Here is a 15253-nt window from a genome sequence, read left to right as displayed (position 1 = left end):
TTTTTCCGAAAAAGATGCTTCGATGGGCATATGCACCCCCGGGGGCTCGGCTCAAAAGTTGCGTCTTTTCGCAAAGTTAGGTCAGTGTTCTCACATTGCTTCCGGTCAGCACTCAAGCGCCCAAGACGCAATCGAGGCGCGCAACGGCATTCACGTGTCCAACATGGAGTACAAAATGAAACTCAAAACCCTACTATTGGGGGCAATCGCCACAACCGCACTGGCACCCGTCGCATTTGCAGACGGCCATGAGGGCGAACGTGGCAGAGATGGTCAGGTCAACATCATCTACTGGCAGGCCCCATCGATCCTGAACCCTTACCTTTCCGGTGGTACGAAAGATCTCGAATCTGCCTCGCTGGTGATTGAGCCGCTGGGCCGCTACGACGAAAACGGCAATCTGGTGCCCTATCTGGTCGACGAGATCCCGACCGTTGAGAATGGTGGCGTCAGCGCAGATCTGAAATCCATCACCTGGAAACTGAGCGAAGGCCTTGTCTGGTCAGACGGCTCCCCTGTGACCTCGGCGGATGTTGCCTTTACCGCTGAATACTGCATGCACCCCGAAGGCGGCTGCGCGCAGGCGTCCAAATTTGACGGCGTGGAAAGCGTAGAGATCCTTGATGACCTGACGGTCAAAGTTAACTTCGTCGACGCCAAACCGAACCCTTACGGCCCCTTCATGGGCGGCCAATCCCCGATCATTCAAAAGGCGCAGTTTGCAGACTGCCTCGGGGCCAAAGCGCCTGAGTGCACAGAAGCGAACTTCAACCCCATCGGCACCGGCCCCTTCGTCGTCACGGATTTCCGTCCCAATGACGTGATCCAGATGGTGGCGAATGAAAACTTCCGCCACGAAGGCAAGCCAGCCTTTGCCTCACTGACCTTCAAGGGCGGCGGTGACGCAACAGCGGCAGGCCGCGCGGTTCTGGAGACCGGCGAATTCGACTACGCCTGGAACCTGCAACTGGCCCCCGACGTTCTGGCCAAAATGGCCGAAGCCGGCAAAGGTGTGCCTGTCTCGGCCTTCGGCACGCTGGTTGAGCGGCTCGAGATGAACCTCACCAACCCTTCGCCGGACCTGCCGGAAGGCGAGCGCTCCACCATTGCGCATCCACACCCCTTCCTGTCTGATTTCAACGTGCGCAAGGCGCTGTCCATGGCCATCGACCGCGAACTGCTGGTCGAGATCGGCTACGGTCAGGCGGGTCGCGCGACCTGTAACCTCGTACCTGCTCCGGCGCTTTATGCCTCCGACAATACGGAATGCCTGACGCAGGACATCGACGGCGCCAAGGCGCTGCTGGATGAGGCCGGTTGGGTCGATAGCGACGGTGACGGCGTGCGGGACAAGGACGGCGTGAAACTGTCGATCCTCTACCAGACCTCGACCAACGCGGTGCGTCAGGACTTCCAGGCCCTGATCAAGGACTGGTGGAACCAGATCGGTGTTGAAACCGAGTTGCGGAACCTTGACGCCTCCGTGTTCTTCGGCGGTGACCCGGGCTCGCCCGACACCTTCCAGAAGTTCTACGCGGATGTGGAAATGTACGCCAACAACTTCGACGGCACCGACCCGCAGGCCTACCTGTCGGCCTACCGTTGCGGTGGCGAGCCTAAACCCTCCAGCCAATGGCAGGGTGAGAACATCAACCGCTTCTGCAACGAAGAATATGATGCCCTTCTCGATGAATTGGCCCGCACCGGTGAGCTCGACAAGCGCGGCGAAATTGCCAAGCGCCTGAACGACATCATCACCCGCGAGACAATGACGATCGTGCCGCTGGTGGACCGTGGTCGTGTGTCGGCACACTCGACGACGCTGGGCGGTGTGATCCTGAACACCTGGGATTCCGAATTGTGGAATGCCGCGGACTGGTACCGCATCAGTAACTGACACAAATTTGAGCAGGGGCGCACAATAAGATGCGCCCCTGCCCTCTTTTTGTGGCGGCGAAATTGATTTATGCGCCGCATAGCTCGCAACAATAACAAGACTGACGCATAGAGGCGTAGCACATGCTGACTTACACGATCCGACGGCTGGTCCTGTCGATCCCGACTTTGCTTTTTATCAGCCTTGTCATTTTCGCACTTTTGCAACTGGCGCCCGGCGATCCGATGGCGCAGGTGCCCCTGACCGTCCCCCCCGAAGTGAAACAGAAGATGCGCGAAGCCCTGGGCCTCGGAGCGCCCGCGCATGTGCAATACTGGAAATGGCTGGTGCAGTTTTTCTGGATCGAACCGCAGGTGCTGATCGATCATTGGTTCGGCACCAGTTTTGCCGAAGGCAAGCTGCGCGTGATCTCCTGGCAGACCCGCTCGCCGGTGATGGACATCGTCATGCAGCGGATGCCACAGACGCTCTGGGTGGTTGGCATGTCCTATGTCGTGGGCATCCTGATCGCGCTGCCCATCGGCATCTATTCCGCCTATAAGCAGTATTCGCTCTTCGATCAGGCGGGTACGTTCGTGTCGATGATCGGATTTTCCATTCCGCCCTTCTTCTCCGGCGTGCTGGTGATCGTGATCTTCTCGGTCAATCTGGGCTGGTTCCCCTCGATCTACGACACCACCCATGTGGTCACGGACTGGGACAGTTTCGTGGTGCAATTCAAGCAGATGATCATGCCCGTGATGGTGCTCGCCCTGCAGACCACAGCCCAGATCAGCCGCTTCATGCGGGCCTCCATGCTCGACAATCTCAACCAGGACTACGTGCGCACCGCCCGCGCCAAAGGGCTGAAGGAAAGCGCCGTGGTCCTCGTGCATGTGCTGCGCAATTCGATGATCCCGATCATCACCGTGATCGCACTTGGCATCCCGGCGATCTTCGGCGGTGCGATCATCACCGAAACGCTCTTCAAGGTGAATGGCATCGGGCAGCTCTTGCTGACAGCGCTCTTTGCCAACGACCTGCCGATGGTGATGACACTGACCTTCATCTTCGCCATCCTCATCGTTCTCTTCAATCTGATCGCTGACGTGCTCTACGGCATTCTCGATCCGAGGATCCGCTATGACTGATCAAATCACCGACCCGTCCGAGATCGAACTCTACGGCGCGCTCAAGGATAAGGAGCCGCCCAAGGAGCCGCGCAGCCAGTGGAAAGACGTCTGGGACCAATTCCGCAAACACAAGGGCGCGATGATTGGTGGCGGCTTTTTGCTGTTCATCACGCTGGCCGTGCTGATCGGCCCGGTGGTCTGGGATGTGGATCCCAAAGCGCTCGACATCCGCAACAAGGACATGCGCCCGATGTATACGCTGCTCTGGGATGGCGAGGCCAAGACCAGCTGGGCCAAGCCGCTGGGCTCGGACAACCTCGGGCGCGATATTCTGGCGACCCTCATCGCCGGCGGGCGCGCCTCCATGGCGGTCGGTTGGACGGCGATGATCCTCGCCCTTTTCATCGGCACGGCCGTGGGCGTCTCTGCCGGGTATTTCAAGCGCCTGGACGGCCCGCTGATGCGTCTGACAGACCTGTTCCTGTCCCTGCCCATCCTGCCGCTCCTGCTGGTTGCGGTGACCCTCTTCCGACAACCCTTGAGGGCCAACTTCGGGCCGGAAACGGGCATGTTTATCCTGATTGTCGGGGTGATCGGCATCACCTCCTGGATGCAAACGGCCCGGATTGTGCGCGGCGAAATCCTCGCCCTCAAGGAACGGGAATTCATCCTCGCGGCGCGCTCCATCGGCACCAAGCCTTTTGCGATCATCCGGCGGCACTTGCTGCCAAATGTGGTCTCGCCAATCATGGTGTCTGCTACCCTTGGTCTGGCCACCGCCATCATCACTGAAAGCGCGCTGAGCTTTCTCGGCGTTGGCTTTCCTTCCGACTTCCCCACCTGGGGCAAACTGCTGTCGGACGCCGTGCCACGGATGGAGGAATTCCCAGAACGGGTGATGCTCCCCGGTATCCTGATCTCTCTCACCGTCTTGTCCGTGAACTATCTGGGCGACGGGCTAAGGGACGCGTTGGATCCCCGGATCAGAGGGCGTTAAAGCCCTCTGATCCGGGTGCGGACCGCGTGAAAATCCATAGGATTTGGGCGGAGGCCGCACCACTCTCGATTTCGGGGACCGAATACGGGACGGCGGGCGGGGCGTCTTTGGCGCAAGCCCAAAGAGCGCCGTTCAGCCGTCATCCCAACATCAGAACCGGGTGCCGGACCGCAGGTTTCTTTCAGAAACCCACTTGTCCGCACGGGTCGACTTTCCTTCGGAAAACTCGATCTACTCTACTGACTTCCGCAACCTGCGCACCATCCACCACACAAGCAGCACCACAGGCACCGTTGCCAGCGCCGTCAGCATCCCCTTGCTCATCCCGGTGGCCTGTGTCAGCGGATAGATCAGATAGCCCACCAGCGAGACCGCATAATAGCTGATGGCCACCACAGACAGCCCCTCCACCGTGCGCTGCAACCGCAGTTGCAAATCGGAACGGCGGTCCATGCTCTCCAGCAAGGATTGGTTCTGTGCCGAACGCTCCACATCCACCCGCGTCCGCAGCAGGTTCGACGCCCGGATCGACCGGCTCGACATCGCCTCCAGCCGCGATTCCGCGGAATGGACGGTGCGCATCGCAGGGGCATAGCGTCGCATCATAAACTCGCCGAAATGCTGCCGCCCCTGATACCGCGCCTCGCGCAGCGCCGCGATCCGCTGATTGACCAGCGCTTCATAGGCCCCCGTCGCGCCAAAGCGAAAGGACGATTGCGCCGACAGGGTTTCCAGCTCCGCCGAAATCGCCAGCAGGTTGTGCAGCGTCCACTCTGCGGGCGCATCCTCATCGGACATGTCACTCATCAATCCGGTCAGCTTGGTGTCCAGATCGTTGAGCTTGGGCTGCAGCGCCCGCACCCGGGCAAAGCCCAGCATCGACATGGTCTTGTAGGTTTCGATCTCACAAAGGCGCTGCACGATCCGACCGATGCGCCGTGTCCCGGTCTCCGGCTTGGCAAAAACGGCAAATCGCAAATGCCCGTTTTGATCGATCCGGAAATCTCCGGCAACAATCGCGGCCTGATCGAGCACCTCTGACACGGCAAGGCTTTCAGAGACAAACCAATCGTCCAATCGAGTGCTCACCTCCGCGATATCGCCTGGTTGCTGCTCAATGTGCAGCAGCACCGAGGTCATACGCTGCCCCGGCGCCGCCTCCAGCCAGTCCGAGGGAAAGACATCAAACTGCGCGGGGTCGAAGGGGCGCTCGTAAATCGTTTCCGAAAACGCCGTATAGGTCACAAACTCGGTGTGCTGCTCCCATTTGAGCCAGTGCTTCCCGATCTGACCATAGTAATGCGTGGCCCCCGGCTGCGGATGCGGCGCCCCGTGACGGTCGAGCAGCGCCGTGAGATGCGCCAGATCCTGCGCCCGATCCCGGCTCACCGCATCATTGGGCTGCTTGATGGCGATATAGACCGCCGAGCACGGCGCGCTCAACGACGGAAACGGGCGCGCATGCAGCTCATTGGCCAGCTTGTACCGCAAAGGGTGATCAGTGATCGGTGCCATATGTACTTTCCAGAGGGTTTTAGCTCAACTAGTACTCGACCAGATAGAAGTAAAGAAAAACGCCTTTTTATTCATTACCTTAGCAGTACACCTTTGCATACTGCCCGGCAATCAGGCGCGCAGGCGGTTGATCCGGGATCGGGCCGTAAAACGCCCTAATCCGCGGCGATTACCGGTCGGGGCCGCCCGTTTTCATCCAGCGCTACAAAGGTAAAATGCGCATCCGTCACTTTCACACGCGTTTCATGATGCCGCACGCGCCGCCAGGCCTCGACATGAATGCGCATGGAGGTTCGGCCAATCCTGGTGGCTTCGGCATAGAGGGATACCTCGTCGCCGACCTTCACCGGGCTGAGGAATTGCATCCCATCCACCGCGACGGTCGCGCTGCGCCCGCCGGAAATCATGGCCGCAATGTTCCCGGCCGCAAGGTCCATCTGGGACATGAGCCAACCGCCAAAAATGTCACCCGCCGGATTGGTATCCGCGGGCATGGCAATGGTGCGAATGGCAAGGATCTGATCGCCCTCTTCGGGGCGACCAGATTTTTCAGGCGTATCATCCATCTTGCAAATCCACCGGATCGATCACCACACCAATGGTGCGTCAGTCGATCATCGGCAAAAGCTTGTCGAGGCTTGCCTTGGCATCGCCGTAGAACATGCGCGTGTTCTCCTTGAAGAACAGCGGATTTTCGATGCCGGAATAGCCCGTGCCCTGCCCCCGCTTGGAGACAAAGACCTGCTTGGCCTTCCAGCACTCCAGCACCGGCATACCGGCGATGGGCGAGTTCGGATCGTCCTGGGCCGCCGGGTTCACGATGTCATTGGAGCCGATCACGATGGCCACATCCGTCTCCGGAAAGTCCTCGTTGATCTCATCCATTTCCATCACGATGTCATAAGGCACCTTGGCCTCGGCCAGCAGCACGTTCATGTGCCCGGGCAGACGCCCCGCCACCGGGTGGATCGCAAACCGCACGGTCTTGCCCTGCGCGCGCAGCTTGCGGACCAGCTCGGCCACGCCCTGTTGTGCCTGTGCTACGGCCATGCCGTAGCCGGGGATGATGATCACGCTGTCGGCTTCGTTCAGGGTCGCCGCAACGCCGTCCGCCTCAATGGCGATCTGCTCACCTTCGACCGCCATCTGCTCACCCGCAGGGCCACCAAAGCCCCCGAGGATCACGCTGACAAAAGACCGGTTCATCGCCTTACACATGATGTAGGAGAGGATTGCACCCGAGGAGCCGACCAGCGCGCCCACCACGATCAGCAGATCGTTGCCAAGCGAGAAGCCAATCGCCGCAGCCGCCCAGCCGGAATAGCTGTTGAGCATGGAGACAACCACCGGCATATCCGCGCCGCCAATGCCCATGATCAGGTGGTAGCCGATAAAGAGCGCCAGCAGTGTCAGGAGTACCAGCGTCCAGCTGCCGGATCCGCCCAGATACATGATCGTAAAGATCAGAGACAATCCAGCCGCACCGGCATTCAGCAGATGACCGCCGGGCAGTTTTGTCGCAGCGCTGTCCACCTTGCCCGCAAGCTTGCCGTAGGCAATGACCGATCCGGTGAAGGTCACGGCACCAATCCAGATGCCCAGCACCAGCTCTACCTTCAGGATATTGATCTCGACCTGCGATTTCTTGGCAATCAGCTGACCAAAGGACGACAGCCCCTCGTAAATCTCCTTGGGCAAACCAATGGCCGTGAAGCCGTCCGCTTCCGTCGCACCGAGAACCAGATTGTTAGCGACAAAAAGGCTATCGAGGTTGTTGATCATGATATCGGCATTGAAGCCTACAAAGACCGCCGCCAGACCCACCAGGCTGTGCATGATGGCCACAAGCTCGGGCATCTGCGTCATCTGTACCTTGGTGGCCAGCTGATAGCCAACAGCCGCCCCCAGACCGATCAGAATGATCGACGCGATCCCAAGCCCCTGACCGGGCCCGATGAGGGTCGCCAGCACCGCAATGGCCATCCCGACGATGCCATACCAGACCGCGCGTTTTGCGCTTTCCTGACCGCTCAGACCGCCCAGGCTGAGGATGAAGAGAACAGCCGCGACCGCATAGGCCGCAATCGTAAATCCGTATTCCATTGTTCCCTACCCCTTACGATTTCTGGAACATGGCGAGCATGCGCCGTGTCACAAGGAAGCCGCCGAAAATATTGACGGAAGCCATAAAGATCGCCAATGCCGCCAGCAGCGTGATCAGCAGCGAGCTTGACCCGATCTGGATGAGCGCCCCCAGAATGATGATCGAGGAGATCGCGTTGGTCACCGCCATCAACGGCGTATGCAGGCTGTGCGCCACGCCCCAGATCACCTGGAACCCGATGAACACCGAGAGCAAAAACACGATGAAGTGCTGCATGAAGCTCGCGGGCGCCACCAGCCCAACGGCCAGCACCAACGCCGCCCCGATGGCCAACAGGCCGACCTGATTGCGGGTCTGCGTCTTGAACTCCGCCAATTCCTGAGCGCGTTTTTCTTCTGCGGTCAGTTCCTTGGGCGCTTCTTTCTTGGGGGCTGCCGCGATTGCCGCCACCTTGGGGGGCGGCGGCGGGAAGGTAACCTCCTTGGCGTGCGCGATGGTGGCACCCCGGATCACGTCGTCTTCCATGTCGTGGTTGATCACACCGTCTTTTTCCGGTGTGAGGTCCGTCATCAGATGCCGGATGTTGGTCGCATAGAGGTTGGAGGCCTGTGTGCCCATGCGGCTGGGGAAATCGGTATAGCCAATGATGGTCACGCCGTTGTCGGTCACGATCTTCTCATCGGCCACGGTCAGCTTGCAGTTGCCGCCCTTCTCCGCCGCCAGATCGACAATGACCGAGCCGGGCTTCATGGATTTCACCATGTCTTCGGTCCAGAGCTCCGGTGCCTCGCGGTTCGGGATCAGTGCTGTGGTGATCACGATGTCCACATCGGGGGCCAGTTCGCGGAACTTCGCTAGCTGCGCTTCGCGAAATTCCGGCGAAGAAACAGAGGCATAGCCACCAGAGGCGGAGCCGTCCTGCTGTTCTTCCTCGAAATCAAGATAGACGAACTCCGCGCCCATCGATTCCACCTGCTCGGCCACCTCGGGCCGCACATCGAAAGCATAGGTGATCGCGCCCAGCGAGGTCGACGTCCCGATGGCCGCCAGACCGGCGACACCGGCACCGACCACCAGAACCTTGGCCGGCGGTACCTTGCCCGCCGCCGTGATCTGCCCGGTAAAGAACCGGCCAAAGTTGTTGCCCGCTTCGATCACCGCGCGGTAGCCCGCGATATTGGCCATCGACGACAGCGCATCCATCTTCTGCGCGCGGCTGATCCGGGGGATCATTTCCATCGCGATCACGGTCGCGCCCTTTTTCGCGGCGGCCTGCATCTTGGCTTCATCCGCCACCGGGCTGAAGAAGGAGATCAGCGTCTGCCCCTCGCGCAGCCGCTTCATTTCCGCCGCGTCAGGGACCCGCACCTTGGCCACGACATCCGCGGCCTTCCACAGGGCGGCTGCTGTTTTGACAACCGTGACACCGGCCTCTTTGTAGTCTGCGTCCGAAAATCCGGCAGCCGCACCGGCCCCGGCCTCAATGACACATTCATGACCCAGCTTCTGCAGGTCCTTTGCCGAAGCCGGTGTCATTGCAACCCGTGCTTCGCCTTCAAAAATCTCTTTTGGCGTCCCGATCTTCAATTGGAGCTCCCCCGTTTGATGCGTATTTGCGCAAAATGGTGCACTAAACTGGCATGTCCACTATCGCCTACGCCCGCAAGGTACAAGCGCGTGGCAAGATGTGAGCGCTGACGGTTGCACAGAACTCACACCCACCTGCGTGTTTTTTGGACGTATCGGGCAAAATCGGCGCGGAATTCCCGACGCATACGATTTTCTTCGGGGATGATGAACCGTTTCTCCAGAACCCAGACCAGAAGAGGCACCAGAACCAGCGCGAGCACCGCATCCCACCAGAGGCATAGGCCCGCCAGAATCAGGACATCCGCCAGATAGATCGGATTGCGGGAGCGGCCAAAGATGCCCGACTGGATCAGCGCACTGGGCGTTTCATGCGGGATGATCGTGGTCTTGTGGCGGCGAAACTCCATCACCGCCAACAGCGTGATCACGATGCCACCGCCCACAAACAGCCCTGCCAACAAAAACGTGATCGGATGCGCCAGGCTCAGACCGAGCGAATAGTATTGCGCCTGGCCCCAGGCCAGCGCGAGGCAGAGGACCAACCAGACAGGCGGCAAATCGAGCCACTTCATGCCGGTATTTCGACCTCCTTGGGTTCCCAAAGCTCGATCGGGTTGCCCTCAGGGTCGTAGACCCGCGCAAACCGCCCGTTGGGTAAGGTCTCTGGGTGCATCTCGACATCAATCTCCGCCGCGCGCAGTTGCGCGGCCATCGCATCAAGATCATCCACCCGGAAATTCAGCATCCACTGGTTGTTTGAATTGCCAAAATACTCGGTGTCCCGTGCGAAAGGGGCAAAGACGGTTGGCCCCGCCTCCTGGGTCCAGACCGGGGTTTCGTAATCCTGCGGGACTTCCGATATGCCGAAATGGGTTGCGTACCAGGCCGATAACGCCTTTGGGTCGTTCGATCTGAAAAAGAAGCCGCCGATGCCGGTGATTTTCTGCATGATGTTTCCCCTTTGACCACAGAGCCATGCTACCTGCCCCGCAGGGGTAAAACAATCTTCCACTCTCCCTTGCACCCGCTTCCCCTGCCTCTAAGCTGAACGTCTGAAACCGGAGGAGGTGTCATGTCGCTTGCAGGAAAACACGCATTGGTCACAGGGGGTGGCACGGGGATCGGCCTCGCAATTGCCCGTGATCTGGCCGCACAGGGCTGTGTTGTGACCATCACCGGCCGTCGCCAGGAGGTCTTGGACGCGGTCAGCGGCCAGGGCATTTTTGGCATGGCCATGGACGTGCGGGATGAGGCGGATGTGGTGGCGACCATTGCAGCGGCGGTTGCCGCACGCGGCCCCATTCAGATTTGCGTCGCCAATGCGGGCATTGCCGAAGGGCGCGCGGTGCACAAGACCGATCTGGAATTCTGGCGCAACATGATGGCCACCAATCTGGATGGTGCGTTTCTGACCATTCGGGAATCGCTCACATCGATGCGGCAGGCCGAGTGGGGCCGTGTGATTGCCGTCTCTTCGATTGCCGGGTTGCGCGGGTTGCAGGGGGCGGCCTGCTATTCGGCATCCAAACATGGGTTGATCGGGCTGATCCGGGCGCTCAGCGAAGATTATCTGGGCAAGCCAATTACCTTCAACGCGCTCTGCCCGGCCTATGTCGACACGCCCATCGTGACCCGCAACACCACCTCCATTGCCGAACGCGCAGGCGTCAGCGAGGATAAGGCAAAGGCGATGATGGTCTCCGCCAATCGTCACAACCGGTTGATCGCGCCTCAGGAGGTCTCCGCAGCAGCGCTTTGGCTGGTCTCCCCCGGCTCCGAAAGCGTGAATGGTCAGGCGATCGAGATTGCGGGCGGTCAGATGTAAGCGCGGCGTAAAGCGATGCTCAGGCGCGTCCGCTCTGACCGGATTTCGATCAACCGCTGTTCAATTTCCATTAACCATGTCGGCGCTAGACATGGCGCATGTCACATTACATCCGCTCCCAACCGCCCGGTGCCACCTATTTCTTCACCGCCCGTCTGGCCGACCGCAACAGCACCTTGTTGACGGATCGGATCGAGCTATTGCGCCAGGTGACCCGGCTGACCCGCCAGCGCTACCCCTTCGAGATCGACGCGGTGGTGATCCTGCCCGCAGCGATTCACACGCTTTGGACACTGCCCCGGGGCGATGCGGATTGCAGCATCCGGTGGCGCTTCCTGAAGAGCGCGTTTTCCCGGGCGGTGCCGACAGCGGAAGACCACCCAAATGTAAAGAGGGTCCGGACCGACAAAGGCATCTGGCAACGTCACTTTTGGGAGCACCGCATTCGTTCGCCACAGGATCTGGCGCTCCATCGGACGCTCATTCACACCGCGCCGGTTCAGGCCGGGCTGGTCGACGATCCTTCAGATTGGGCCTGGACGTCGTTGCATCGGGACATGGCCGTTGCACACCCTGCAACATACCCCGAGCCGCCCAAACCTTTTGGAGCCTTAAAGCTGAAAAACCCGGCGCCCACTTAACAGCGGCGCTTACGCAACCTGCGCGGGGCGCAGTTTCTGGCCGTTGGACCAGGCGCGCGTCGCCTCTCCAAAGGCGGCAAACAGCGGGCGTGAGACGGGATCCTGCGCGGCCTCATACTCCGGGTGCCACTGCACCGCCAGGGTAAAGCCCGGCGCACCGTCGACATAGATCGCTTCAGGCGTCCCATCAGGGGCGATGCCATCGACGACCACGCCTGGACCACAGGATTTGATGCCCTGGCCATGCAGCGTGTTTGTCATCACTTCCTGCGCGCCCATCAATCTGTGAAAAACGCCGCCTTCTGTGAAGGACACAGTGTGGCGATGTTCGAATTTCTCTTCCAGCGTGCCATCGGGCGGCATGCGGTGGTTCATGCGGCCCGGCAGGTCCCTGATCTCGGGATAGAGCGATCCGCCCATGGCCACGTTGACCTCCTGAAAGCCCCGGCAAATGCCCAGAAACGGCTGGCCCCGTTCCACGCAGGCCCGCACCAGCGGCAGCGCAATCGCATCGCGCGCGCGGTCAAAAGCGCCATGTGCCTCCGTGGGGGCCTCACCATATTCTTCGGGATGCACATTCGGGCGCCCGCCAGTAAGCAGGAACCCATCGCAGATTTCCAGCAGCTCAGTGACGGAGACATAATCGGGGTCGGTGGGGATCATCATCGGCACACATCCCGAAACCGCAGAAACCGCGTCAGAATTCATCGTGCCACCGGCGTGTACCGGGTATTCATCATTCAACAAATAGTGGTTGCAAATAACTCCGACGACGGGTCGCGCCATGGATATCCCCTTACATTTGTCCCCTTACGTGATTTTATACTGTGACACACAAGCAGTTAACAGCCCATGACCGCGCAGATATCTGTGCGTCATCGCTCAATTGCAGGATTTTGCCGCAAAATCAGGCGTCGCCGATCAATCCGGCGGCCTCGATCCCGGCCACACCCGCGATCACATCGTTCTCCGAAGTGTCGCCGGTGACCCCAACTGCCCCGATCACCGCGCCCTTTTTGTCGCGCAGCAGGATGCCGCCCGGCACCGGCACCAGCTTGCCGTCATAAACGCCGTTCACCGCATTGATGAAATAGGCCTGGGTTTCAGCACGCGCCATCTGCGCGGAGCTTGGGATGCCCAGCATGATCGCGCCATGGGCCTTGCCGTGGGCAATCCCGAAACGCCCCGGCGACGCCCCATCTTCGCGCTCGAAAGCCTGCACATGGCCGCCCGCGTCCAGCACGACAACAGAGAGCGGTTTGAATTCCATCTCACGCCCTTTGGCGAGCGTTTTGCGAATGATCGTGCGGGCTTTGTTCAGTGAGATTGTCATATCTTGTCCCTGTTCTTCTGTTGGCTTCGATGGGCGTGATCAGTGGCTGGCTTTGAGCTCCAGACGGCGCGCGTGCAACACCGGTTCGGTATAACCCGATGGCTGCGTGCGGCCCTTGAAGACCAGATCACAGGCCGCCTGAAAGGCGATGCCGTCATATCCCGGCGCCATCGGATGATAGAGCGGATCACCGGCATTCTGACCATCCACCACTTCAGCCATCTTGCGCAGCGCCTGCATCACATTCTGCGCATCGACAACACCGTGGTGCAACCAGTTGGCGATATGCTGGGCTGAAATCCGACAGGTGGCGCGGTCTTCCATGAGCCCGACGTTATTCATGTCGGGCACCTTGGAGCAGCCCACGCCCTGATCGACCCAGCGCACCACGTAGCCCAGAATGCCCTGTGCGTTGTTTTCAACTTCACGCTGCTTCTGCGCATCGGTCCATTTCTGATACTCCGCCAACGGAATGTTCAGCACCGTATCCACATAGGCGCGCCGCCCACCCTTTTTCAGCTGCTTCTGCACCGCAAACACATCGACCTTGTGATAATGCAGGCTGTGCAAGGTTGCTGCGGTCGGGCTTGGCACCCAGGCGCAATTGGCGCCGGATTTCGGATGCTCGATCTTTTGTTCCAGCATCGCGGCCATCATGTCGGGCATCGCCCACATGCCTTTGCCGATCTGCGCTTTCCCGCTCAGCCCGCATTCCAGCCCGATGTCCACATTCTGGTTCTCATAGGCCCCGATCCAGGCTTTGCGTTTGATGAAATCCTTGCGGCTGAAGGGGCCCGCTTCCATCGAGGTATGTATCTCATCGCCCGTGCGGTCCAGAAACCCGGTGTTGATGAAGGCCACGCGGGATTTCGCCGCCCGGATGCACTCCTTGAGGTTGACGCTTGTGCGCCGTTCCTCGTCCATGATCCCCAGCTTCACGGTATTTTGCGGCAGCCCCAGGATTTCTTCGACCTTGGTGAAGATGCGATCGGCAAAGGCGACCTCTTCCGGCCCATGCATCTTGGGTTTGACCACATAGACCGATCCGTGCAGAGAATTGCCGCCGTCGCGTTTGAGGTCATGGATGGCAATGAGCGTGGTGATCATCGCATCCATCACACCCTCGAACACCTCGTTGCCCGCCTTGTCCAGAATGGCCGGGTTCGTCATCAGATGACCGACATTGCGCACCAGCATCAGCGCCCGCCCCTTGAGCGTCACTTTCAAACCGTCCGGGCCGGTGTATGCGCGATCCGGATTGAGCGCGCGGGTGATCGTCTTGCCGCCCTTGTCAAAGCTCTCCTGCAAATCGCCTTTCATCAGCCCCAGCCAATTGTCATAGGCGACAACCTTGTCTTCGGCATCGACGCAGGCGACGGAATCTTCACAATCCATGATCGCGGAAACAGCGCTTTCCATCTGCACATCGGCCAGCCCGGCCTGATCGCGGCTGCCAATCGGATGTGTCCGGTCGAACACCAGTTCGACATGCAGCCCGTTGTTGCGCAGCACGATGCGATCCGGCGCCTTTGGGTGGCCGGTGTAGCCCACGAATTTGGCCGGATCGATCAGGGGCTGATCGTCAATCAGCAAGGCACCGTTGTGCACATAGTAACGGCGCGCGTCGGCGTGACTGGTCTTCTCAATCGGGAAGGCCTCGTCCAGAAACACGCGGGCGCGGGCCACCACGCGGGCCCCCCGGCCCTGATCATAGCCCCCCTTTGGCGGCGCGCTGCCCATCGCGTCCGTACCATAGAAACCGTCATAGAGGCTGCCCCACCGGGCGTTCGCTGCATTGAGCGCATAGCGCGCATTGGTGATCGGCACGACCAGCTGCGGCCCGGGCACGCGCGCGATCTCATCATCCACATTGGCGGTGTCGATCTCGAAACTGTCGCCTTCGGGGACCAGATAGCCGATCTCGCGCAGGAAGGCGCAGTAGGCTTCGTGGTCATGGGGGGCGCTGCGACGTTCCTTATGCCAGGCATCGATCTGCGCCTGAATGGCCTCACGGTTTTCCAGCAATGCACGGTTTTCAGGTGCCGCATCATTCACCAGTTGCGAAAAACCCGACCAGAAGCTGGCCGGGTCGACATCCGTTCCGGGCAAGGCGCGGTCTTCGATAAAGCGCACGAGCTCCGCCGCCACCTGAAGATCATTTTTCTGAAGAAACTCGGCCATCCGGAACACTCCCCAACTTCGGCGTCTTTGTTTGGACCGAAGGTGTAAGAAGTTTGTT

Annotated in this window: 14 protein-coding genes; 5 read left to right on the top strand and 9 right to left on the bottom strand. The window is 60.1% G+C overall.

Features of this window, described 5'->3' with window-relative positions; translation table 11 throughout:
- Positions 1–175: 175 nt before the first annotated feature.
- From Q1A63_RS06190 to Q1A63_RS06180, 3 genes are all read left to right on the top strand, one after another.
- Positions 176–1897 carry a peptide ABC transporter substrate-binding protein gene (locus Q1A63_RS06190; RefSeq protein WP_298969943.1) on the top strand — a complete coding sequence of 574 codons (1722 nt, stop codon included), beginning with the start codon at positions 176–178 and terminating at the stop codon, positions 1895–1897.
- 122 nt (positions 1898–2019) lie between these two features.
- Positions 2020–3027 carry an ABC transporter permease gene (locus Q1A63_RS06185; RefSeq protein WP_298969944.1) on the top strand — a complete coding sequence of 336 codons (1008 nt, stop codon included), beginning with the start codon at positions 2020–2022 and terminating at the stop codon, positions 3025–3027.
- Positions 3020–4006 carry an ABC transporter permease gene (locus tag Q1A63_RS06180; RefSeq protein WP_298969945.1) on the top strand — a complete coding sequence of 329 codons (987 nt, stop codon included), beginning with the start codon at positions 3020–3022 and terminating at the stop codon, positions 4004–4006. The genes Q1A63_RS06185 and Q1A63_RS06180 overlap by 8 nt, the downstream gene beginning before the upstream one ends.
- A gap of 231 nt (positions 4007–4237) precedes the next feature.
- On the opposite strand, the gene Q1A63_RS06175 is transcribed toward Q1A63_RS06180, so the two are convergent.
- From Q1A63_RS06175 to Q1A63_RS06150, 6 genes are all read right to left on the bottom strand, one after another.
- Positions 4238–5521: a DUF3422 domain-containing protein gene (locus tag Q1A63_RS06175; protein ID WP_298969946.1), complete on the bottom strand. Its 1284-nt coding sequence runs from the start codon at positions 5519–5521 to the stop codon at positions 4238–4240.
- 155 nt (positions 5522–5676) lie between these two features.
- Entirely contained in the window at positions 5677–6087 is a 411-nt protein-coding gene (locus Q1A63_RS06170) for an acyl-CoA thioesterase (protein WP_298969947.1), read from the bottom strand.
- Positions 6088–6127: 40 nt separating this feature from the next.
- Positions 6128–7624, bottom strand: coding sequence for an NAD(P)(+) transhydrogenase (Re/Si-specific) subunit beta (locus Q1A63_RS06165; RefSeq protein WP_298969948.1), 1497 nt, complete (start codon positions 7622–7624; stop codon positions 6128–6130).
- Between the two features lie 13 nt (positions 7625–7637).
- Complete coding sequence (locus Q1A63_RS06160; RefSeq protein ID WP_298969949.1) at positions 7638–9212, bottom strand: Re/Si-specific NAD(P)(+) transhydrogenase subunit alpha; 1575 nt, start codon at positions 9210–9212, stop codon at positions 7638–7640.
- A gap of 125 nt (positions 9213–9337) precedes the next feature.
- Positions 9338–9787 (bottom strand): isoprenylcysteine carboxylmethyltransferase family protein, encoded by a 450-nt coding sequence (locus Q1A63_RS06155; RefSeq protein ID WP_298969950.1) that lies wholly within the window; start codon positions 9785–9787, stop codon positions 9338–9340.
- Complete coding sequence (locus Q1A63_RS06150) at positions 9784–10164, bottom strand: VOC family protein (protein ID WP_298969951.1); 381 nt, start codon at positions 10162–10164, stop codon at positions 9784–9786. Before Q1A63_RS06150 ends, Q1A63_RS06155 begins: the two co-directional genes overlap by 4 nt.
- Before the next feature lie 123 nt (positions 10165–10287).
- Between Q1A63_RS06150 and Q1A63_RS06145 the strand changes: the two genes are divergently transcribed.
- Together Q1A63_RS06145 and Q1A63_RS06140 are read left to right on the top strand one after the other, a co-directional pair.
- Positions 10288–11040: an SDR family oxidoreductase gene (locus Q1A63_RS06145; protein ID WP_298969952.1), complete on the top strand. Its 753-nt coding sequence runs from the start codon at positions 10288–10290 to the stop codon at positions 11038–11040.
- Between the two features lie 98 nt (positions 11041–11138).
- Positions 11139–11681 (top strand): transposase, encoded by a 543-nt coding sequence (locus tag Q1A63_RS06140; protein WP_298969953.1) that lies wholly within the window; start codon positions 11139–11141, stop codon positions 11679–11681.
- A 9-nt stretch (positions 11682–11690) separates the two neighbouring features.
- Here Q1A63_RS06140 and Q1A63_RS06135 read toward each other — a convergent pair whose 3' ends face one another.
- From Q1A63_RS06135 to Q1A63_RS06125, 3 genes are all read right to left on the bottom strand, one after another.
- Positions 11691–12467: a gamma-glutamyl-gamma-aminobutyrate hydrolase family protein gene (locus Q1A63_RS06135; RefSeq protein WP_298969954.1), complete on the bottom strand. Its 777-nt coding sequence runs from the start codon at positions 12465–12467 to the stop codon at positions 11691–11693.
- Between the two features lie 121 nt (positions 12468–12588).
- Entirely contained in the window at positions 12589–13014 is a 426-nt protein-coding gene (locus Q1A63_RS06130; protein WP_298969955.1) for a heme-binding protein, read from the bottom strand.
- Between the two features lie 39 nt (positions 13015–13053).
- Positions 13054–15195 carry a malate synthase G gene (locus Q1A63_RS06125; protein WP_298969956.1) on the bottom strand — a complete coding sequence of 714 codons (2142 nt, stop codon included), beginning with the start codon at positions 15193–15195 and terminating at the stop codon, positions 13054–13056.
- Between the last annotated feature and the right edge of the window lie 58 nt (positions 15196–15253).

The organism is uncultured Roseobacter sp. (assembly GCF_947499265.1).
GTDB lineage: Bacteria > Pseudomonadota > Alphaproteobacteria > Rhodobacterales > Rhodobacteraceae > Roseobacter.
This window is presented reverse-complemented; position numbering and strand designations above follow the sequence as displayed.

Bases quoted from the DNA above. Each gene is read 5' to 3' on its own strand.
- Q1A63_RS06130 (WP_298969955.1), bottom strand. From the start codon at position 13,014: ATGACAATCTCACTGAACAAAGCCCGCACGATCATTCGCAAAACGCTC.
- Q1A63_RS06185 (WP_298969944.1), top strand. From the start codon at position 2,020: ATGCTGACTTACACGATCCGACGGCTGGTCCTGTCGATCCCGACTTTG.
- Q1A63_RS06140 (WP_298969953.1), top strand. From the start codon at position 11,139: ATGTCACATTACATCCGCTCCCAACCGCCCGGTGCCACCTATTTCTTC.
- Q1A63_RS06175 (WP_298969946.1), bottom strand. From the start codon at position 5,521: ATGGCACCGATCACTGATCACCCTTTGCGGTACAAGCTGGCCAATGAG.
- Q1A63_RS06180 (WP_298969945.1), top strand. From the start codon at position 3,020: ATGACTGATCAAATCACCGACCCGTCCGAGATCGAACTCTACGGCGCG.
- Q1A63_RS06150 (WP_298969951.1), bottom strand. From the start codon at position 10,164: ATGCAGAAAATCACCGGCATCGGCGGCTTCTTTTTCAGATCGAACGAC.
- Q1A63_RS06170 (WP_298969947.1), bottom strand. From the start codon at position 6,087: ATGGATGATACGCCTGAAAAATCTGGTCGCCCCGAAGAGGGCGATCAG.
- Q1A63_RS06125 (WP_298969956.1), bottom strand. From the start codon at position 15,195: ATGGCCGAGTTTCTTCAGAAAAATGATCTTCAGGTGGCGGCGGAGCTC.
- Q1A63_RS06135 (WP_298969954.1), bottom strand. From the start codon at position 12,467: ATGGCGCGACCCGTCGTCGGAGTTATTTGCAACCACTATTTGTTGAAT.
- Q1A63_RS06155 (WP_298969950.1), bottom strand. From the start codon at position 9,787: ATGAAGTGGCTCGATTTGCCGCCTGTCTGGTTGGTCCTCTGCCTCGCG.
- Q1A63_RS06165 (WP_298969948.1), bottom strand. From the start codon at position 7,624: ATGGAATACGGATTTACGATTGCGGCCTATGCGGTCGCGGCTGTTCTC.
- Q1A63_RS06190 (WP_298969943.1), top strand. From the start codon at position 176: ATGAAACTCAAAACCCTACTATTGGGGGCAATCGCCACAACCGCACTG.
- Q1A63_RS06145 (WP_298969952.1), top strand. From the start codon at position 10,288: ATGTCGCTTGCAGGAAAACACGCATTGGTCACAGGGGGTGGCACGGGG.